The sequence below is a fragment of the Bartonella sp. JB63 genome (assembly GCF_002022665.1).
GTDB lineage: Bacteria > Pseudomonadota > Alphaproteobacteria > Rhizobiales > Rhizobiaceae > Bartonella.
The window spans coordinates 249,978-271,295 of record NZ_CP019788.1 but is presented as its reverse complement, the minus strand read 5'-3'; the positions used below and the strand labels follow the sequence as shown (position 1 = coordinate 271,295).

Sequence of the window (21,318 nt, the reverse complement as noted above, 5' to 3'; positions counted from 1 at the left end):
TAGCTACAAAATTCTTTGCTCTTATACCCTAAGTTTTACGTAAGATATCACTTTATTGATCACAGATATCATCTTTGATATATGCACTAAAAAAGAGAAAATATATTTATCAGCTTGGTAATACAACTTTTGTATATAATCCACCTAACTTGGAACGCGACAAAGAAAGTTTTCCATCATATTCACTAACCATATCTGAAACAATTGCTAATCCTAATCCTGTCCCTGGCTTACTTTCATCAAACCGTCGACCTCTTTTTAAAGCTTCATCAATTTTCTCTTCTGTCAAACCAGGACCATCATCTTCAATAACGATATTAAAGAACCCTGTTTTTTCAAAACTTTTTTCTAAAGAACAACAGATTAAAATTTTAGTACGTGACCATTGAACAGCATTCTCAATCAAATTACCTACAATTTCCTCTAAATCTTCCCTTTCACCGGAAAAAATAATATCATCAACATCTATGGTAAATTGAATATCCTTATCAGGATTGAGCTTTCTCATAACTCGAACCAAACGATCAAGTGTTTTCCTAACAGGGGTGTGATAAACAACGCTATCGCGTTGTGCTGCTATCCGAGCACGCCGTAAATAATGATTTATTTGGGAGCGCATTATTCCAGCTTGCTCACGCAATAAAATGGCTTGTTCTCCTGTCATATTATCGACTTCATTAATAATAACTGATAAAGGTGTCTTCAATGAATGGGCAAGATTACCAACCTGAGTTCGAAATCGTTCAATAATACGTTGATTATTATCAATAAGAGCATTCATCTCTTGTGCCAATGGCATCACTTCACTCAATAAATCGGTACTCACATAATCAGTTCTTCCCGCACGAATATCATTCAATGTTTGTCGAATTCGTTTTAATGGTTGGAAACTAAAAAAAATAATAGTTAAATTGATGAAAACACTGCCAATACCGAGACTCCACAAAAAAATTTGTAAAGTTTGTTCGAATTCTTTTACCTGTACGTATACTTCATCAATATTTCCAATAAGGCGAAAACGAGCAATACGATTCTGATTATCAAGAACAACATCACTTTCAATAACTTTTAGGTTTTGTCCATCTACCCCTTTTATTCGATAAGAACGAAAAAATTCGCTATTGAAAGGAACCTCAGCATCACTCGGTGAAAAAATTTTCTTAGTCCCCAATGACTGTGATGCCAATCTTCCATGTAGGTCTGGAGATACAGAGAATACCTCCCAATACCATCCAGATGTTGGATCTGAATAACGAATATCACCAAATTCAGGCTTTCCTTTCAAATATCCCTCAGATGTAACAGTTACAGCTGAAATGAGACTATAAAGCTGAGAAGAAAGAATACGTTCTAAGCTTTGTTCACTTGAACGCTGATAGAATAAAATACTGACTGCTGAAATAGATGAAAGTGAAATAATAGCCCACAATGTTGATAAAATCATAACACGTAGACTGAGTGATTTTCCAATGAAAAAAAATAACCGTTTCAACCGGTTACTATTCTTCAAAGCTCTCATTTATCACCTGACATTTTTATTCTATATCCTAGCCCACGAATAGTCTCAATTGAATCAACACTAAGTTTTTTACGCAACCGCCTTATAAAAACTTCAATCGTATTCGAATCTTTATCAAAATCCTGATCATAAAGGTGCTCAATAAGCTCTGTTCTTGAAACTACTTTATCACAATGATGCATGAGATAAGCAAGAAGCCGAAACTCATATGATGTTAGTTTAATTAACTGCCTATCAACAAAAACACGAGAAGTTTTAGTATCTAATAAAATCTCCCCACAAGATAACATATTTGTTGCATGCCCTGCCGACCGGCGAATTAAAGCACGCAATCGAGCCATCACCTCTTCCAAATGAAATGGCTTAACGACATAATCATCAGCACCTGCATCAATACCACGTACCTTATCAGACCAACGATCACGTGCTGTTAACATTAAAACAGGCATAGAATATCCCTCTTTACGCCATTTTTCAACAACTTGAATCCCATCCATGCATGATAAACCAATATCAAGAATCACAGCATCATAAGACTCTGTACTTCCTAAAAAATAGCCATCTTCACCATTAAAAGCACTATCAGAAACATACCCCGCATCTTTTACTGCCTTTGCTAATTGGTGATTAAGATCGCGATCATCTTCAACAATCAAAATACGCATCACTATACCTGAAAAAAGTTAGTCGGCAGCAGCAACAACCTCAACACGACGCAATTTATTTCCGTTATGCGCAGGAATAACAATCACAACTACACACATATTTTTGTCATTTTGAACACTTGGCGTTGAACGTGTCAGCGTTCCTCCCTGTTGGACAGCGACTTTTTTTCCTACTTCAACACAATCAACCGCTAAAATAGAGTCCAAACTTATGAGATTTATAAACATCGCAAAAAAGAAAATTTTTTTCATCATAAATTTCTTATAAGCTATTTTAGCTGAATAGAAAATGAATAAAGGAATTAATTTACTTCTCAAGTCAAAGTTATACAAAAAAATATAATTGTAATATATGCATTATAATATTAAAATTTTAGTAATTATAAGTTCATTTTTTAAGACCTGTGAAATTTAAATAAACAATCTTAAAAAAATATATAAAACTGAACACAAATTTCAGATGAATGAATTATCGCAATTTAAAATAAATTCTTTTTCTGCCATGCCTATAGCAAAAAAGTTCTTATACTCCATATAATTATATCAGATTGTTTAATTGCGTTACTTTATCATAGGCTTCTTATGTTTGATTTTTTGAAAAAAAAGAAAATCCAACAAAATAAACCGTTCCTTAGCCCTGAACTTATTGAATTAGATGCATGGTTAAACACGACATTTTACAATATCCGTGTTTCTCACAATTGTTTCTGGAATAGAGCAGCTCTTATTTCGCAACACTTTCGTGTACGAGGATGGAAACGATGCATTGTTGAAATCCTCGATGAAACATTAACATTGGGATTGATTGGTTTCACTTTATTCACCATTGTTGGTATTTCTGTTTTTGAATTAACAAAAAAAGATTGGTATTCATCCAAGAACTTTTCAATTCTTTTTCTAGATCGCTACGGAAATTCTATTGGACATCGTGGAGCTTTACCAGCTCTATCTGTTCCTGTTGAGGAAATGCCCGATTATCTTATCAAAACAGTTCTTGCTACAGAAGACCGCCGTTTTTTTCACCATTGGGGCATTGATTTTTATGGTCTCATACGAGCAATTACACAAAATATACAAGCTAAAATTATCGTTCAAGGCGGTTCAACTCTCACACAACAACTCGCTAAAAATTTATTTTTAACACATGAAAGAACCATAACACGTAAAATTAAAGAAGCTTATCTTGCTCTATGGCTGGAAGCAAATCTTAAAAAAAAACAAATTTTGCAACTTTATCTTGAACGCGTATACATGGGAGGAAATAATTTCGGTATTGCAGCAGCATCAAAATTTTATTTTGACAAAAATATACGCAATATATCCTTGGCAGAATCTGCCATATTGGCTGGTCTTTTCAAAGCACCAACAAAATATGCTCCTCATAGCAATTTAACTGCTGCACGAGCACGCGCAAATGTGGTTCTTTCTAATCTTGTTAACAGTGGTTTTATGACGGATAGCCAAATTATCAAAGCATACCGCTACCCTGCTAAAATCATTACAAAAGTTAAAAACAATCAGCCTAATTATTTTCTTGATTGGGCATTTGATGAAATACGTCAAATCAGCAGTCAACTACCAAGCCATACCTTGATTGTCCAAACCACTCTTGATCCAAATATTCAACAAGTAGCAGAAGAAGCAATTGAATATTATCTACACCAATATGGCCCACAATACCATGTAACACAAGCAGCTACTGTTATTCTTGATAATAACGGAGCTGTACGCGCAATCGTTGGAGGACTTGATTATGAAAAAAGTCAGTTTAATAGAGCAACACAAGGTGGTCGACAACCTGGTTCTTCATTCAAACCATACGTTTATGCAACTGCAATAGAACGCGGTTTATCTCCCAAAACTATAGTATCTGATAAACCAATCAATTGGGGTGGCTGGTCACCCAGAAATAATTCTGGCCGTTATATTGGCAATGTTGATTTAGCAACTGCTTTAGCCTTTTCTATCAACACAGTACCTGTCCATATTACTTACCAGTATCTTAATCGTGATACCCAACCAATCAGAAATTTGATTAAAAATATGGGTATTAATTCTCATATATTATCACATAAAACCATGATTTTAGGCACATCCAATATGACACCAATGGATCAAGCAATTGGTTTCAATGTCTTCGCTAATGGAGGCGTAGCTGGAAACCACCATGGCTTTACGCGAATTACCACAATAGATGATCGTGTAATATGGGATTGGACACGCAATGGTAACAAACCATATCAAGTTATCAGTAAACAATCAGCTGCTTATATGAATCAAATGCTGGTTGGAGTTACAACACGAGGATCTGGTAAACGCGCAGCCCTGCCTATGTCGCTTGTTGCTGGGAAAACTGGAACATCACAAGCTTACCGCGATGCTTGGTTTGTCGGCTTCACTGGTAATTACACCGGCGCTGTATGGATGGGGAATGATGATTTCTCATCCATGAATCGCACTTTCGGCGGTTTTATTCCCGCCATGATATGGCATCATATTATGCTCTACGCACATCAAAATACAATCCTTCAACCACTCTATGGTGTCAAAAACTCGATTTTACCTTATCAATCACCAATTAATCCTTCCAATAATAATTCGTATATTATTCCTAAATTGCCCCAAATACTTTCACCTGCAACACTAAATGCTATACGTTCTATCAACAAAGACTTACAAAAGCTAAAAAATATAACCTTATCAAATATGAAAACTAATTTTCCTTCAACAGTTGCAACTTGAATCTTTTACAATGCTTTTTAATATCGTTTTTTCTTTTCTAATCTTTGTTTTCTCAATTTTATTTGGAATATTCAGTGTTGATTATATGCTCAATACCGGCATAAATTTTGAATGTTTAAAAATTAGAGAATGGATGACCTATCCACACATAGGAACAACTAAGGCTGATCCTTACACTCGGGCACGCACTGCAAAACGTGGTGATATTTCCCTTGGACATCCAGAAAATCTCATTTTCCAACTTTGGACAGATAATCAGAAACGTCCACTATATCCCAACTGCCATTATTCACTTAAAGGACACATTCCTGAAACACGTCTCTTTACTCTGTATGCAGCTGACAAATTTCTTAAACCCTACACTTCAAAGAATAATATTCCTTTTGCACTCCATACCTACAATGTAATTTATGAAAATGATGGCTCATTACGGATAAATATCTCACCAACACCGCAAACAGGTAATTGGCTTGCATCAACAAGTCAAAAAGAATTCGGACTTATCCTGACCTTATATGATACGTCAATTATCTCTACAACAGCACTACGGAAGCCTATGATGCCATCTATAGAACGAATTCCATCAGGAGAAAAGTGTGTTTAAATTCATCTATGCGTTTCTTCTTATAGGCATCGGTACAGTCATTGTACATATTTGTATTTTATTTTTACTTCCTCATTACACACGAAATAATATATGGACACGTCTTGAAAAAATAGGACCACACTATCAATTCGTTGATCTCGATTCGTATGATCCTATTCGCCAATCTATGGATCCTTTATTTCTTCTTAAAGTATGCAAATTTGATCTAGATAATGGTCCTGTTCACTTAACTACTCCACAAACAACACAATTTTGGTCACTGTCAGCCTATACACGCGACGGAATTATTTTCTACAACCTCAATGACAAAACAACTCCCAATGCTAAACTCAATCTTATTATCGGAAACCCTCTACAAATAACAGAACTCAAACAATCAAAAATTGAACGTACTCTTAATTCAGTTTTAGTCGCTCAAAAATTAAATGAGGTTTTTACTATTTTACGCGTATTCGCTCCATCTCCACTTGAGAAAAAAGAAAGCGAAACCTTTCTCGAAAAAGCAACTTGTCGTATATTTAATAAATAAAAATTATCTTGATTTTTAATTTAACAAATCAATTTTAGGTATTTAAATCAAAATTGTATGATCAATTTTTCTGTTATAGATAAAATTTAAGTATTTTTGACTATTTTAAATTATTTTCAGTTTTTTGATTTTCTATATCAATAACCACTTCCCGACAAAAAAAGATACATAAAGCCCTCTATCGCTAAATAATATCCGCAATACAGAGTTTAAAAAGTTTATTTTAAATAAATCATATCAATGTCATTATTTCAGTATTTGCGCATCTTTAATACCTATACTTAATGGACAGAGAAAAATAAATTTTCCTAATTACTTATAATAAGTTATCCTTTTATCTTAATAAATGTTCATTAATAATTTTCTGTTCCCACTATACTCTGGTATAACGTATATTGGTATCACTTACCTCATCTAGAAGATCACTATGCAATCTAATTTTTGCTAATTTCTCTTGTGTTTCCAATAAATTTCCCGGTATAGTGTTTTGCAGAAAACACAAAGATAAATCTTGATGTAAGCTACTTGAAATAAAAACAGAAAAAATATTAGAATCCGCTTGGATTCTTGCTTGTTTTTCAGATAAAATGGAAACTTCTACTACAGCTGAAACCGATGTTAAATTTATATTAATCAATGTCTCTTGATGTGTTTTCATTTGTGAAAACAATGCATTAACAACAAAAAATCCAAAACTTATAATAAAAATAAATAATCCTATGACCAAACAAGCATTTGCACATGTATGGCGATAAATCTGTTTTATTAACCAAATAATAAAGCGGCAAATTACTGCCAAAAATGCTATAGTAACGCTCCATTGTTTTACAGATTTATTTTTTTGTTTCTTTCGTTTACTTGCCATAATAGAAACTAACATACATTATTTTCAGTTAGTGGAAAACATACTCATACCACCGTTCTATGTGCTTTGGTCTTACATTCAACAGAGCTTTCAAATACATTAAAATTTTGCTATACAGTGTTTTATTTCATACTAAGCCATCACCTCATACAATCATTTTTCTATCTCTATCTTAACATCATTTTACAATGAATTTAATTATACTCTCTTATCATACATATAATTGACAGCGTTTACAATCAAATCAACGCTTTATCATAAAACACATTAGAAACCTTATAACATAGGATTTTTCGAAATATTGTAATAATAAACTTATATCTTTATATAACGGTCAGTTAGTGCAATTAACTCAGCTATAATATCACATGCAAATGACAATCTATGCTATTATTTAATTAATTTCATAAAATGAATTTATAGCCGTATTTGAAATTTACAAGATAATAAAAAATCAGAAAAATATATAAAAAGGTTGCACAATACTTTGCACATTAGCATATTAAACTAAATATCATTATGGCCTACTGTTCATACCCCTTATAATTTGGCTTCCTATTTATATTTAAGTAGAATAGAAACGTATGCATTCTCAACAACTTTCATCCAAGGACAAATTTAATGTTAATTTTTTAATGAAACAATGATAAAATACCCATTAATGCAATATCAGAATATATATTGTTACAATATTATTCACGAGATAAATCATTCAAAATGAATGTTTAATTTCATAAAATATTAAGCATTATAAATATCGCATTAAAAAATATTATAAATTACTCTTCTATTCTTTTATAATAGTAATATGGTTTACTATGATACGTTTTTTAATAAAATCAGCATTTCTTTTATTTTTTATTTTTGTAATCGTTTCGTTTTTTACAACGAAGCAAAACAATAATAATCTATTCCCTCCTAAAGAAACAGATGCAACAACAAGAGATGCAATTATTGCTCTTAAGGAAACTATAAATGATTTAGGAATGTTCTGCGAACGAAACACAGAAACTTGTAAAATCGGAAAATCCTTTTTAGGTTCAATGGGTGAACGCGCACGTAATGGTTCAAAAATTATCTATGAATATCTTGACCATACATTTAGCAATAAAAACATAAATGCCTCTGCAGAAGATAACTCCAATACAGGTGCGGAAAATCCGAAAGCAAAATAAATAAAACAAAATAATATAAAATTAACTCGCAAAAATAATCTTAGTGCTTCTCATTTAACTTCATAAAATGAGATAATTATCTATCAACATAGACGCATCATACATTACCCCAGAAGACAAGGACAAAATTACCATGACAGAGACGATCGATGATATTATAGAAAACTTTTCCCAACTTGATGACTGGGAAGATCGTTATCGCTATGTAATTGAACTCAGCCATGCGTTACCACCTTTCCCAGAAAGTGCGCGAAACGATGCTAATAAAGTTCGTGGTTGCGTTAGTCAAGTATGGCTTTTATCTTCACGCGATAACTCAGAAAATCCGATATTAACATTCCAAGGTGACTCTGATGCTCACATTGTGCGTGGTCTGATCTATATTCTTCTTGCCTTCTATTCAGGTAAAAAAGCCTCTGAAATCCTTACAGCTGATGCTGAAGGACTTCTTGCAAAACTTGGCCTCAATGAAAATTTAACACCACAACGCTCCAATGGTCTTAGAGCAATGATTAAACGAATTCGTGCAGAAAGTTCCTTATAGAAAGTAAAACCCCTTTTCAAAGAATCAAACTCGCCCCTCATAACTAACAATACCTTCTAAAAAATACCTTTATACACCTGATCAAAACAACGTTTTGAAATAATGTGATCACTTAATCTTTTTTTCGCTTTTACGTCCAAGCCCCATTTCTTTAGCCAAAGCTGAACGTGCTTTTGCATAATTAGGTGCTACCATAGGATAGGAGCTGTCTAATTGCCATTTTTCACGATATTCTTCCGGCAACATACCGTAATGAGTCATGAGATGACGCTTTAAAGACTTAAACTTCTTTCCATCTTCAAGGCAGATAAGATAATCAGGAAAGATTGAACGTTTTGGATTAACAGCAGGTCTTTGTTTTTCGACTTCAACTTCTGTTAATGTCATATTCCCCGCTTTTAGAAAAGCAGCATGAACATCAGCAATCAAATTTGGCACTTCCACCGGTCGGATCGAATTATTACTCACATAAGCAGCAACAATATCGGCAACCAACGTAATAACTAAATTGCTTTCAGTCTCCAGGACTGGACGATGTTCCATTCTTATTTCCTTTAATTTTAACCGAGGCATCATTATTGTATTTATACTCGTGATAACGAAATTATATACATATAAGCCTCATATTGTACAAAAATCTTTTTTGTCAATTCAATTATTTTATAATAATCACGTTAACACAAAAAAATCAAATAAACTTCTCTTTATTGTCATATTACATAAAAAACAGCATAAAATTAGTATTGAAAATATCGAATGTAAATTTACAATATAAAAGAAGTTTTTATTTTAAATAATAACATCATAGTCTTATATTGGTTCCATAAACTTCAATTTTGATATCAAAAATTAGTCTTTTTTCAATAAATAAAGTAATTTAAGGAATTATTTTAAATTTCAATAATAAAGAGTATCATGAATAAAAATGTAGCACATAAATTGTAAAATCTATCTAATTCATATTTTGCAAATAAGCTAAAGGTTAGTCGCTATCAGGTTTAAATTAATCTATTAATAATGTTAATTTAAAACATAATAAATACTTACATCTTTTATAGAGGATTATACATGGCTTTTTCGTCTGTACTCCCCCCAAAAGTATCTAAAATTATTCATAAAGAAATTCATCATGGTATTCATCGCGAAGATCCCTATTATTGGTTGCGCGCTTCAAACTGGCAAGATGTTTTAAAAAACCCCAGTTGTCTTGATAAAAATATTCGGCACCATCTCGAAATAGAAAATGCCTATCAAGCTAATCAAATGGCTGATACACAATCATTACAAGACTTACTTTTTTCAGAAATGAAAAGTCGTATTCAAGAAAATGACAGTTCCGTTCCTATAAAATATGGTCCTTTTGCCTATGGATTTTCTTATGTGATTGGAGGCCAACAACCACATTATTTTCGTACACCAAGAAATGGTGGGGATAAAGAAGTTTACCTTAATGGTGATGTTTTGGCTAATGGTAAAGATTATTTCAAACTTGGTTCAGTCCAAATATCTCCTAATCATACATATGCTGCATGGACTTACGATGATAAAGGCTCTGAATATTATACAGCTAAAATTCATAATTTTGAAATATTGCCTCACTATACTGACACAATCACTGATATATCCGGACAAATCGTATGGGATGCCAATTCTGAAGGCTTTTTTTATACTAAAATGGATGAGAATCACCGACCTTCTGAGCTTTACTATCACCAATTAAACACTGATCAAGCCAAAGATAAACTTATTTTTTGTGAAAATGATCCAGGATTTTTTTTACATGTAAGTGGTTCTAAACTGAATGACTTTATTTATATCAATATTCATGATCATGAAACATCAGAAATCTGGCTTATCCCTGCTGATTCTCCCCTCACTTCTCCCCAATGTGTACGAAAAAGAGAAAAAGGCATTGAATACTCACTCACAGAAGGAAGTGACATCTTTTATATTCTCACCAATCGAGATAATGCAAAAGACTTTAAAATTATGGTAGCACCATGTACATCACCGCAATCAGAATACTGGTCTGAGATTGTGCCACATCAACTTGGGCGTCTCATCCTATTTCATGATGCCTATCAAGAATTTCTTATTTGGCTTGAACAATTTGAAGGACTTCCTCGTATACAAATCATGGAGCGCAACACTAAACAAACTCACTCCATTACCTTTACAGAAGAAGCTTACTCCTTAGATTTGCAAGGCGCAGCAGAATACAACAGCCAAACTATTCGATTCTCTTATTCATCCATGACAACCCCTAATCAGATTTTTGACTATGAAATAAAAAGTCGCAAAAAAATTCTTTTAAAAACGCAAAAAATCCCCTCTGGGCATAATAAAGATGATTATATAACAAAACGTATTATGGCAACTGCAAATGATGGAGAGAAAATCCCTATCTCCCTTTTTTATCACAAAACTACCGATCTTAATGGTAATGCGCCCTGCCTCCTTTACGGCTATGGTGCATACGGAAGTTCTATTCCTGCAAATTTCAATAGTAATATACTTTCGCTAGTCAACAGAGGTTTTATTTATGCAATCGCCCATATTCGCGGAGGAAAAGAAAAGGGGATGGAATGGTATGAAAAAGGAAAACACCTCTTTAAAAAAAATACGTTTACAGACTTTATTGCCTGTGGACGTCATCTCGTCAATAATAAATTTACTGCTCATGATCGATTAATTGCCTATGGTGGCTCTGCAGGAGGAATGTTAATGGGTACTATAGCAAATATAGCCCCACAGGATTTTGCTGGTATTATAGCAAATGTTCCTTTTGTAGATGTCCTAACAACCATGCTCGATGCTTCATTGCCTCTAACACCTTTAGAATGGCCAGAATGGGGGAACCCTCTCGAATCTAAGGAAGATTACAACCTTATTTCCTCCTATTCGCCCTATGATAATATCAAAGCTCAGCATTATCCTCCTATTCTTGCTATTGCAGGATTAACAGACCCTCGTGTAACTTACTGGGAACCTGCAAAATGGGTAGCAAAATTACGTGATTTAAAAACAGATGATAATGCAGTTTTATTACGTATCAATATGGACTCAGGCCACGCAGGCGCATCTGGACGTTTTTCAAAATTAGAAGAAATCGCATATATATACGCATACATTCTAAAAATAGTAGGCAAAAACAACAGCTAACTTAAATATCTTACCTTTTACAAGGCTTCATAAACTATAAATTATGAAGCCTTTAATGTCAGTTATGATAAACTATATAAACCTTTTATAATCCATAGCTTTCATAAAGCTCTAAAACATAATCCCAATTAATTAAATGGTCTACAAATACCTCTAAATATTTTGGACGTGCATTGCGATAATCAATATAATAGGAATGCTCCCACACATCAACACCTAGAACAGGTTGCGCACCATGAATTAAAGGATTCTCGCCATTCGGTGTCTTCATAATTTCTAATTTGCCATCTCTAAGAGCAACCCATGCCCAACCAGAACCGAACTGAGCAACACCAGCTGCCATAAAATCTGCGCGAAACTTATCATAACCACCAAGATCAGCTTCAATAGCTTTGGCTAATTTTTCAGGAAGTTTTTGACCACCACCACCTTTTTTCATCCAATTCCAAAAATGATTATGATTATAATACTGAGCTGCATTATTAAACAAACTAGGATTCTTTCCAAAGCTTTCTTTAACAATATCTATAAGACTCTTATTTTCTAAGCCTAAATCCTTTACAAAATTATTAGTATTTGTAAGGTAAGCAAGGTGGTGCTTATCATGATGATATTCAAGTGTTTCGCGTGACATATAAGGCGAAAGCGCATCATAATCATAAGGCAACTCGACTAATTCAAAAGTCATTTAAAAATCTCCTCGATTCTAATTATTAATCTTACTCCCAAATCTAATTTGACACTTATAATATTTAAGAGCAAATATCGAATAATATTCGGTATTAATTAAGTAATGTCCATTATAACAGCTTTTTTGAAGCTATCCGATCATTAATCAATGATACTATTTTAATACAATCACATTCTAAAAAATATTCCTAATTCGATTACCTATCAAAATATTAAATTACTTTTTAAATAATGAAAGGAAGAATAGTTAACGGCTATCGGTCTTTGTGTTTTCCACCTAAAACATTTCCTAAGATACCACTTAAAATATTCTTACCTTCCCTTACCAAAGCTCTTCCTAGCGTATTCGTCATTGAACGTTTTACTGCTTTTATTAGAGCATCCAAAATAGACTGCTGACGATTATTTTTTGTAAGAGTTGAAGTTTTTTCTCTTATAGATTATGATAACATCTCATAAGCTGAAACACGATTAATATCTTGTTCATACTACCCCAAAATAGGACTTGAAGCAATCAATCTTTCACGTTCATTTTGCATTATTGGCCCAATTTGTGAATGTGGAGGACGAATTAATATACGTTGCACAATCGATGTAACTGCTTTTCTTTCTAAAGTTGAAACAAGTGCTTCTCCTATAGCAAGCTGACCTATTGCTTCCATTGTATCGAATTGCGGATTAGCGCGAAAAGTTGAAGCAGCACTCTTAACTGCCTTAACTTCACGTGGAGTGTAAGCACATAACGCATGCTGAATATGATTCCCAAGCTGAGCTAAAACAGTTTCTGGAATATCAAGTGGATTCTGTGAAATAAAATAAATCTCTACACCTTTTGAACGAATTAAACGAACAACTTGTTCAATCTTCTCAATTAAAGCCTTAGAAGCATTATTGAAAAGTAAGTGTGCTTCATCAAAGAAAAAAATCAAACGCAATTTTTCTGGATCACCAATTTCAGGAAGTTGCTCAAAAAGTTTTGACATCAACCATAAAAGAAATGTTGAATAAAATCTGGAATGAGACATCAATTTGTCTGCAGCCAAAATATTTATAAATCCCCATCCATCAATTTGTGTACGTATAATATCAGGAAGTTCTAAAATAGGTTCACCCCAAAAATGATTTCCGCCCTGCGCTTCTAAAACTAAAAGCTGTCGTTGAATGGCTCCAACAGATGATTTAGATATATTTCCATAGCGAGATGAAAACTCAGAAGAACGATCTACACTATAAACAAGCATAGCTTGCAGATCTTTCAGATCAATAAGCAAAAAACCCTTATCATCAGCAATACGAAAGACAATATTCAGTACACCCTCCTGCACTGTCGTTAAATCAAGCATCCGTGATAGAAAAGAGGTCGCATATCTGCTACGTCGTATGAATTGGATGCCTTTGTTCCCCAAATAAATCTCAAAAAATAACAGGATTGTCGCACATTTCTATTGTTTCTAACCCAGTTTCAACAGCTCTATCTTTTATCTTGTCATTCATCATTCCAGCTTTTGCTATGCCAGATAAATCACCTTTGATATCAGCACAAAAAACTGGAATACCTTTCGCCGAAAAAGACTCCGCCAAAACCTGTAAGGTTATCGTTTTTCCCGTACCTGTTGCCCCCGTAATTAAACCATGACGATTTGCATACTGAAGCCAAATATATGCAGACTGAAATTCATTGCTCTCTTTTTGATAGTGGGCACCAAGAAAAATGGCTCGATTGTTTTCCATATCAATATATTCTTATCCCTTACCTCTTGATAATACTTTAAATAATTACTGCAGGAATAGACCAAATTAAGAAAAATATAGGAAACAAAAAACAAAATTCTCAAATTTTCTATCTTCTTTCCTTATTCAAGAAACTCATATTTCTATACATCAAAATATAGATACACTTTTCATAATATGTTGGAATTTAAATAAAAAATTATATTTTTAAAATCATTCTTGTATCTTTCTACAATAACTGGGATACAAAAATTTCATTTCTTAAATTTACGAAAATTATAAGATCATCATTAACCTAAAATACTCATATCAGTGCTCAATTTAAAATAGCAAATTTTATATAATTGCACATAGTTAATTTAAAAATATAATATAGTATCAAACAATAATCTTATAACAGAATTATCTGATTTCGCTCTGCAAAAGTCATCCTTATATTCATCCAAAACTGCTCTCTCCCCCCTCCCCAATTACTTTAAAAAGTTTTTTTTCAGAAAGAAATTGATAAAAAATTAAAATCCAAAAAAGTACAACTACTAAGCAATTTTATATTGCAACAAATTAAAACTTATATGCTAAACCGATACGAACATCATTAGTCTTATAGTATTTTGAGTTTATTTTTTTGAATTTCTTTCCACCAAAATCCGAGTAACGATACTCTGAGCGTATTAGAACACGATCAGTCATTGCAAAATCAAAACCACCACCAAGAGTATAACCAATCATTGTCTCTACACTATCGAATAAATCCGAAGAAATATTTTTCTTACCTATTTCCTTAATTAACTTCGAAAAAGTACCCTGAACCTTTGTATAAGAAATACCACCAGCAATATAAGGCATAAAACGACCAGCTGCCAAACCCAAACGTATCCGCGTAGCACCACTCCATTGCTGTTGTAAAGTATGAGTATATGTTTCAACAAGATCATGCTTTCTTGACATTGGTCTTGCTGAACCTTCACCTTTCGCAGCATTCATCGGAACATTCTGAGGCATACTAGGCCCTCTCACTGCAGGAGACGATAAGGATAAAGAGTGGGTACTGCTTCTTTGGGGTAATGGAGGAATTACTTTTTCGCTTTTCGTAACAGTTACACTTTTGCTGTTCGGGACCATAGTGGGGGTCTCAATTACTAGCTGCTTATTTGTTACATCTGTAGACCTTTTCGTTCTAGCAGAAGATTGTACGACAGGCATTGTTTGTGTTGTTACTGTAACCATTGCAACTGGGACAGAAGGTTGCTGCACCTCTATTACCAGCTCGTTATTTCCATCGTTAGATTTTGACACAATTAATTCTTTATTTTCCTCTTCTGGTTTCTGTCTTGTAGACTGAGAGGGGACCGATACTGAATTCCTATAGGAGGCTAGTTCTCTGTACGGTGAGGGAGAGATCGAAAATACCATTTCACTAATGTAAACACTTTTTTCTTTTTTTTGAGATGCTTGCATTTTGGTTGAAGGTGAAGAATCAGTAGATTTCTGAAGATTTTTATCTTGCCCACTTCTACTTATTATTTCTTCACCCGATGGTGTAACAACTAACATCTCTTTATATGGAGGTGGAGATGAAGGTTTTGTACCGCGCAAATCTTTTGGTCCTGTTGGCTGTACTAAATCTTTAAATTTTTTCTTAATAAAAACTTTTGTATCCTTTTTATTAGAAAAAACAATATCTGTATCAACACCTACAATAAAACCATTACCGAAATCAAAATTAGATCCCGCGTAAAAACCACCCGTGAATCCAGAAAGCTCAGATAATAAATCTTCATCAATTGAATTCCATTTCTCAGTATTATCTTTATGATAATTGAAAGTAGTTAGACCAGAAAAGCCTCCAATCTGTCCACCAAGATAAAAACCTTTCCAAGAATAAATAGGTGCAACAATTGATCTCGAATCTTGATGAGTTATAATATTTTCTCCTTGAACTTTAGAAACTAAAATGAACGAAAAAATAGATACTGTAACCAAACATTTTTTAATCATTAACAATGCCTCTAATTTAAATAAAACACAGAGTGTTATTATTATTATTATTATTATAAATCCATAATAAAAATAACATCACCACAATAAATAATATTTTTTCTTTAAATAGTTCTATCGAAAATCAACATCCTATTAAGCTCAAAGTACTGTCGTTGATCTTTTTTATAGAATTTTATTATTCATTTATCTGATAATTCACGAATCAAGAAGATGACTGTATTCGGAAAAAGAAAAAACTAATAATTATCCATTTAGATATTGAGAGTTTATATCACTTAAAGTGCTCTTGATTTCAAAAATAAGTGATTTATTTCTTATATTATTGAGAAAATATTATTAGACATAAAATCTGAAGAAGTTTTGTTTAGAGTCTTTGTGGGGGAAAAAACGTTTTATGAAAAAGGAATATGTTTGCTTTACCTCAAGGACAGCAGTATGGTCTCCCCGTTTTAGTGGATTGGCATTTCTTATTTTATTATTCTCAACACTTTTACAACGCTATTCTATGATTCATGTAAGCGACTTTATTGTTTTGGTAATTCTTTCTACTTGCTGTATTTTTCTATCCCTTTTTCTTGCTATCAAAGCGTTTTACAATTTATGGACATACAATACTCGAGGTGGAATGAAAGCACTTAAAGGTACTATTTATTCGTTAATAACTGCCACACCACTGATACTATCCATTAGATGGTGGTTTGCCTTACCGGCTATTTATGACGTTTCTACTGATACGCAGAAACCACCAGTTTTTTTTCGTACTCTACGTCCTAGCGATTCTTTACCTCTTAAAAATGATTTGATCAAACAAGCAGCAGTGCAAATATCAAAATGGCCGGAAATGTCAGGACGTCGTTATGATGGCTCATTTGATCATATCCGTAAATCAATTTTTAATGTTTTAGCAGCTTATGGTTGGCCTGTACTTGCTCAACAAAGTATTAAAAGTGAAGATAATGAATTTTATATTGAAACAATAGCAAAAACAGTTTGCCTGGGTTTTGTTTCCGATATTGTCATTCGCTTAACAGATGAGGGGGATACAACTTTTGTTGATATGCGCGCTACTTCACGTTATTTGCCAAGAGATTTTGGTACAAATGCTGCTTTTATTATCGCTTTTATGAATGCACTTGATACAGAATTAGCTTCGATTCCTTTTTCTTCAAGCGAGTGAGTAGAAAATAAGATATGGTTTTATTTGAACAGTAAATAATTAGTTTTATTATTCTACTTCAATATAAAAAAAGATAGATCATTTGGCTATTTTCTGCAATTTTAAATTATTGAATAATTCCTGTAATCATATGTGCTAAAATATTTGTTTTATAGATTTTGGTGATATTTCAACTTCTGAATAAAATATAATTAAAGAAATAACAATTATTTTGGTTTATATACGCTTATTAGGTGTAAATATTTATGAATCTTACACTACTAAATGATAGATATTTAAATGCTAGAGTAATTGCAATACTGTAGAGAGAACGAGATATTTGATAAACACGTTGAATATATAACAGATTAATTTTAGTATAATTTTTTAAGTTAGTGATGTATTCCTATGATGAAATATAGAGATAAGCTTTTATAAGAAGAAAAAATGAACACTTCTGTTTTCACGTATTGCGTACAGTTGTAAAAATCGGTATAAGGCGCCGATATTAGAACTATATTGTCTTTTGGGGTATAGCCAAGCGGTAAGGCACCGGTTTTTGGTACCGGCATTCCCTGGTTCGAATCCAGGTACCCCAGCCAGGCTTTTCTAATAGTTTTATATTCAAAAGGTCGGATTTTGATTCTTTTAAGTCTATTTCTAATTTTCGTTAAATTTTTTTGATAACTTTTACTTGATTGTATAATCGCATACTACTCAAATATGATTGCAACAATTAATCGAAAAGCTTTTTTATGTTTTTCATTTTAAATGAATATGTACCTAATAACAATAAAACTAATAATTTGAACAATTTTGTATCTATCTTAAGAGAAAAAAGTTTATTAATTCAATAAAAACTAGAATAAAATTTTTCTGGTCAATTTTTTAATTTTTGTATAATAAATAGCCTCAAGTAGATTTTTAATAGTGCAGTTTATAATTCTTTATTAATCATTTATAAAAAAATCTGTTAACTCTTAGAATTAACTCACTACTTTAAATTCAGAAAGATAATACCGAAAACATCGATAAAGCATGCAAAATCAAAAAAGACTCAATAAAAACAACTTTATACAACAGAGATATCAACTTCACTCTATATGATAGATTGTGTTACCTCAATCAAAAGCTTTTTGTGCAATTGCTGATTGTGCTGCTGCTAAACGTGCAATCGGTATCTGGAAAGGCGAACACGAAATATAATCTAGATCATTTTCTTCACATAAAGCGATAGAATAAGGATCACCTCCATGTTCACCACAAATGCCCAGCTTAATTTTTGCACGCTGAGAACGTCCACGTTGTGCAGCAATAGTGATAAGTTCTCCTACCCCATTGCGATCAATCGATATAAAAGGATCTTTCTCCAAGAGCCCTTTTTGCAAATAGGTTGTCAAAAATGGCGCTGCATCATCACGTGAAATACCAAAAGTAGTTTGGGTCAAATCATTTGTTCCAAAAGAAAAAAATTCCGCGGTTTCGGCAATTTCATCTGCCCGAAGAGCAGCTCTTGGCAACTCAATCATTGTTCCAACTATGTATTGAATATTGACCTTCTTTTCCTTCATCACTTCATCAGCAACATAATCAATACGAGCTTTAACAAAATCCAATTCAGATTTAAGAGCAACAAGTGGTACCATAATCTCAGGTATAACGGGAGATCCCGTTTTTTTAGCGGATTCTACCACCGCTTCAAAAATTGCTCGCGCTTGCATTTCAGCAATTTCAGGATAAGTAATGATTAAACGGCATCCCCGTAATCCAAGCATAGGATTAAATTCATGCAATTGCTGCACACGTTCTACAAGTAATTCAGAAGAAATTCCCATAGCCATTGCAACATCAAGAATTTCTGAATCTGTTTTTGGCAAAAACTCATGTAAAGGGGGATCTAAAAAACGGATAGTCACAGGTAAACCGGACATAATTTCAAATAATTCAGTAAAATCTGACCGCTGCATTGGCAAAAGCTTATTTAGTGCCTTGCGACGTCCCTCTTCATCATTACTTAAAATCATTTCACGCATAGCAACAATACGTTCGCCAGTAAAGAACATATGCTCAGTACGACAAAGACCAATACCTTCAGCCCCAAAGGAACGTCCCATTTGGGCATCAATCACCGTTTCAGCATTAGCACGAATTTTCATGCGCCGCATTCCATCTGCCCATTCCATCAATTGAGCAAAATCTCCACAAAGTTCAGGTTGCAACATTGCAACTTTTCCCTTAAAAACTTCCCCTACTCCACCATCTAGTGTAATTATATCGCCTTTTCGAAAGATCTGACCCGAAGCAATCATTTTGTTTGTCTTATAATCAATCCGCAAACTGCTTGCACCAGAAACACAAGGCTTCCCCATACCACGAGCTACAACAGCAGCATGACTTGTCATCCCACCACGTGTCGTTAAAATTCCTTCTGCAGCATGCATACCGTGAAGGTCTTCTGGACTTGTTTCTACACGCACTAAAATAACTTTCCGTCCTTCTATTGAAGCTCTTTCTGCTTCTTCAGAGGTAAAAACAATCTCACCAGTTGCAGCTCCTGGAGAAGCAGGTAAACCACGCGCTATAACACATCGCTTTGCTTTGGGATCAAGCATGGGATGCAAAAGTTGATCAAGCGATTTTGGTTCAATCCGCATTACCGCTTCTTCACGACTTATTAATCCCTCCTCAACCATCTCGACCGCCATCTTTAAAGCTGCACGAGCTGTTCGCTTTCCTGAACGAGTCTGCAACATCCACAATTTACCCTTTTCAATTGTAAACTCTAGATCCTGCATATCTCGATAATGTTGTTCAAGCTTACGCGCAATCTGACACAATTTTGAAAAAGCTTCTGGCATAATTTTTTCTAATGATGGCTTATTTGAACCAGCAGCGATGCGCGCAACTTCTGTGATATTCTGAGGTGTACGAATACCCGCTACAACATCTTCACCCTGTGCATTAACTAAAAATTCGCCGTAGAGCTCTTTTTTTCCTGTCGATGGATTACGTGTAAAAGCAACACCTGTTGCTGAATCTTCACCCATATTACCGAACACCATAGCTTGCACATTAACCGCTGTTCCCCAACTTTCAGGAATATTATGTAAACGACGATAAGTAATTGCACGCGCTGTCATCCAACTTGAAAAAACTGCTCCAATTGCCCCCCATAATTGCTTTTCAGGATCTTGTGGAAAAGATTCTCCCAATTTTTCTTCAATACATGCCTTATAAAGAACAATAACATTTTTCCAATCAGCTGCTGTCATTTCTGTATCAACATCGTAACCATTGCATGCTTTTACTTCATCAAGGATTTCCTCAAAATACGAATGTTCCATTCCCAAAACAACATTGGAATACATTTGGATAAAACGACGATAACTGTCATAAGCAAAGCACTCATTATTGGCTTGTATAGCAATTGCTTTTACGGTCTCATCATTCATACCAAGATTAAGAACTGTGTCCATCATTCCTGGCATAGAAGACCGAGCTCCTGAACGAACGGAGAGCAAAAGCGGCCTTTGTTTATGAGTAAATTCCTGTTGTGTCTGTTCTCCAACACGTTGGAGTGCCTGTCTAACAGCTTCCTGCAAATCTTCTGGATATGTACCATCATGAGCATAATAAAAGTTACAAACTTCTGTTGTAAGAGTAAATCCAGGAGGGACAGGTAGGCCAAGATTGCTCATTTCTGCCAAATTAGCTCCCTTACCACCAAGAAGATTACGTTCACTCGCACTTCCCTCTGCCTGACCATTACCAAAACTATAAACCCATTTTGTCATCGCACAAATCCGCTCAATTAGTAAGCATAAAAACATTATTCAACCAAGCTAATCATGAAAAAATATCTCGTTTCAAAAATTAGTAAAACCAAATAAAATACTGCCTTATTTAAGGTATGGAAGCATGTCTCTCCAACA

General features: G+C 33.8%; 15 protein-coding genes, 1 tRNA gene and 1 pseudogene. 8 read left to right on the top strand and 9 right to left on the bottom strand.

Going from position 1 to position 21,318, the window contains the following annotated elements; all coding sequences use genetic code 11:
• Positions 1–109 precede the first annotated feature (109 nt).
• The 3 genes from BJB63x_RS01180 to BJB63x_RS01170 are packed head-to-tail and all read right to left on the bottom strand — an operon-like array spanning position 110 to position 2,439.
• On the bottom strand, positions 110–1,519 hold the full coding sequence (locus BJB63x_RS01180; RefSeq protein ID WP_078718652.1) for a sensor histidine kinase: 1,410 nt from the start codon (positions 1,517–1,519) through the stop codon (positions 110–112).
• Positions 1,516–2,184, bottom strand: a complete 669-nt coding sequence (locus tag BJB63x_RS01175) for a response regulator transcription factor (RefSeq protein WP_078719503.1) — start codon at positions 2,182–2,184, stop codon at positions 1,516–1,518. Before BJB63x_RS01175 ends, BJB63x_RS01180 begins: the two co-directional genes overlap by 4 nt.
• A gap of 18 nt (positions 2,185–2,202) precedes the next feature.
• Positions 2,203–2,439: a hypothetical protein gene (locus BJB63x_RS01170; RefSeq protein ID WP_078718651.1), complete on the bottom strand. Its 237-nt coding sequence runs from the start codon at positions 2,437–2,439 to the stop codon at positions 2,203–2,205.
• A gap of 327 nt (positions 2,440–2,766) precedes the next feature.
• On the opposite strand from BJB63x_RS01170, the gene BJB63x_RS01165 reads away from it, so the two are divergent.
• Genes BJB63x_RS01165 through BJB63x_RS01155 form a run of 3 tightly spaced genes read left to right on the top strand, consistent with a single transcriptional unit; the run spans position 2,767 to position 6,062 of the window.
• Positions 2,767–4,926 carry a transglycosylase domain-containing protein gene (locus BJB63x_RS01165; protein ID WP_078718650.1) on the top strand — a complete coding sequence of 720 codons (2,160 nt, stop codon included), beginning with the start codon at positions 2,767–2,769 and terminating at the stop codon, positions 4,924–4,926.
• A gap of 10 nt (positions 4,927–4,936) precedes the next feature.
• On the top strand, positions 4,937–5,530 hold the full coding sequence (locus BJB63x_RS01160; RefSeq protein WP_078719502.1) for a DUF1214 domain-containing protein: 594 nt from the start codon (positions 4,937–4,939) through the stop codon (positions 5,528–5,530).
• Complete coding sequence (locus BJB63x_RS01155; RefSeq protein WP_078718649.1) at positions 5,523–6,062, top strand: DUF1254 domain-containing protein; 540 nt, start codon at positions 5,523–5,525, stop codon at positions 6,060–6,062. The genes BJB63x_RS01160 and BJB63x_RS01155 overlap by 8 nt, the downstream gene beginning before the upstream one ends.
• A gap of 373 nt (positions 6,063–6,435) precedes the next feature.
• Here BJB63x_RS01155 and BJB63x_RS01150 read toward each other — a convergent pair whose 3' ends face one another.
• A complete protein-coding gene (locus BJB63x_RS01150; RefSeq protein WP_153300741.1) occupies positions 6,436–6,927 on the bottom strand; it encodes a hypothetical protein in 492 nt (163 codons plus the stop codon).
• 818 nt (positions 6,928–7,745) lie between these two features.
• On the opposite strand from BJB63x_RS01150, the gene BJB63x_RS01145 reads away from it, so the two are divergent.
• Both BJB63x_RS01145 and BJB63x_RS01140 read left to right on the top strand, forming a co-directional pair.
• Entirely contained in the window at positions 7,746–8,102 is a 357-nt protein-coding gene (locus BJB63x_RS01145; protein ID WP_078718647.1) for a DUF5330 domain-containing protein, read from the top strand.
• A gap of 133 nt (positions 8,103–8,235) precedes the next feature.
• Positions 8,236–8,646 carry a SufE family protein gene (locus tag BJB63x_RS01140; protein ID WP_078718646.1) on the top strand — a complete coding sequence of 137 codons (411 nt, stop codon included), beginning with the start codon at positions 8,236–8,238 and terminating at the stop codon, positions 8,644–8,646.
• 108 nt (positions 8,647–8,754) lie between these two features.
• Here BJB63x_RS01140 and BJB63x_RS01135 read toward each other — a convergent pair whose 3' ends face one another.
• Complete coding sequence (locus tag BJB63x_RS01135; protein WP_078718645.1) at positions 8,755–9,189, bottom strand: MucR family transcriptional regulator; 435 nt, start codon at positions 9,187–9,189, stop codon at positions 8,755–8,757.
• A gap of 525 nt (positions 9,190–9,714) precedes the next feature.
• Between BJB63x_RS01135 and BJB63x_RS01130 the strand changes: the two genes are divergently transcribed.
• Positions 9,715–11,808 carry a S9 family peptidase gene (locus BJB63x_RS01130; protein WP_078718644.1) on the top strand — a complete coding sequence of 698 codons (2,094 nt, stop codon included), beginning with the start codon at positions 9,715–9,717 and terminating at the stop codon, positions 11,806–11,808.
• 85 nt (positions 11,809–11,893) lie between these two features.
• Here the strand turns inward: BJB63x_RS01130 and BJB63x_RS01125 are convergent, their stop codons facing one another.
• The 3 genes and pseudogenes from BJB63x_RS01125 to BJB63x_RS01115 form a co-directional block, all read right to left on the bottom strand.
• Positions 11,894–12,496 carry a superoxide dismutase gene (locus tag BJB63x_RS01125; RefSeq protein ID WP_078718643.1) on the bottom strand — a complete coding sequence of 201 codons (603 nt, stop codon included), beginning with the start codon at positions 12,494–12,496 and terminating at the stop codon, positions 11,894–11,896.
• A gap of 256 nt (positions 12,497–12,752) precedes the next feature.
• Positions 12,753–14,229 (bottom strand): annotated as a pseudogene (locus tag BJB63x_RS01120) (helicase HerA-like domain-containing protein).
• A 561-nt stretch (positions 14,230–14,790) separates the two neighbouring features.
• Complete coding sequence (locus BJB63x_RS01115) at positions 14,791–16,227, bottom strand: outer membrane beta-barrel protein (RefSeq protein ID WP_236823862.1); 1,437 nt, start codon at positions 16,225–16,227, stop codon at positions 14,791–14,793.
• Positions 16,228–16,624: 397 nt separating this feature from the next.
• Here BJB63x_RS01115 and BJB63x_RS01110 point away from each other — a divergent pair, with 397 nt between their 5' ends.
• Together BJB63x_RS01110 and BJB63x_RS01105 are read left to right on the top strand one after the other, a co-directional pair.
• A complete protein-coding gene (locus BJB63x_RS01110; protein ID WP_078718642.1) occupies positions 16,625–17,407 on the top strand; it encodes a DUF1499 domain-containing protein in 783 nt (260 codons plus the stop codon).
• A gap of 506 nt (positions 17,408–17,913) precedes the next feature.
• Positions 17,914–17,988, top strand: a tRNA-Gln gene (locus tag BJB63x_RS01105).
• Between the two features lie 519 nt (positions 17,989–18,507).
• Here BJB63x_RS01105 and ppdK read toward each other — a convergent pair.
• Positions 18,508–21,180 (bottom strand): pyruvate, phosphate dikinase, encoded by a 2,673-nt coding sequence (gene ppdK, locus BJB63x_RS01100; protein ID WP_078718641.1) that lies wholly within the window; start codon positions 21,178–21,180, stop codon positions 18,508–18,510.
• Between the last annotated feature and the right edge of the window lie 138 nt (positions 21,181–21,318).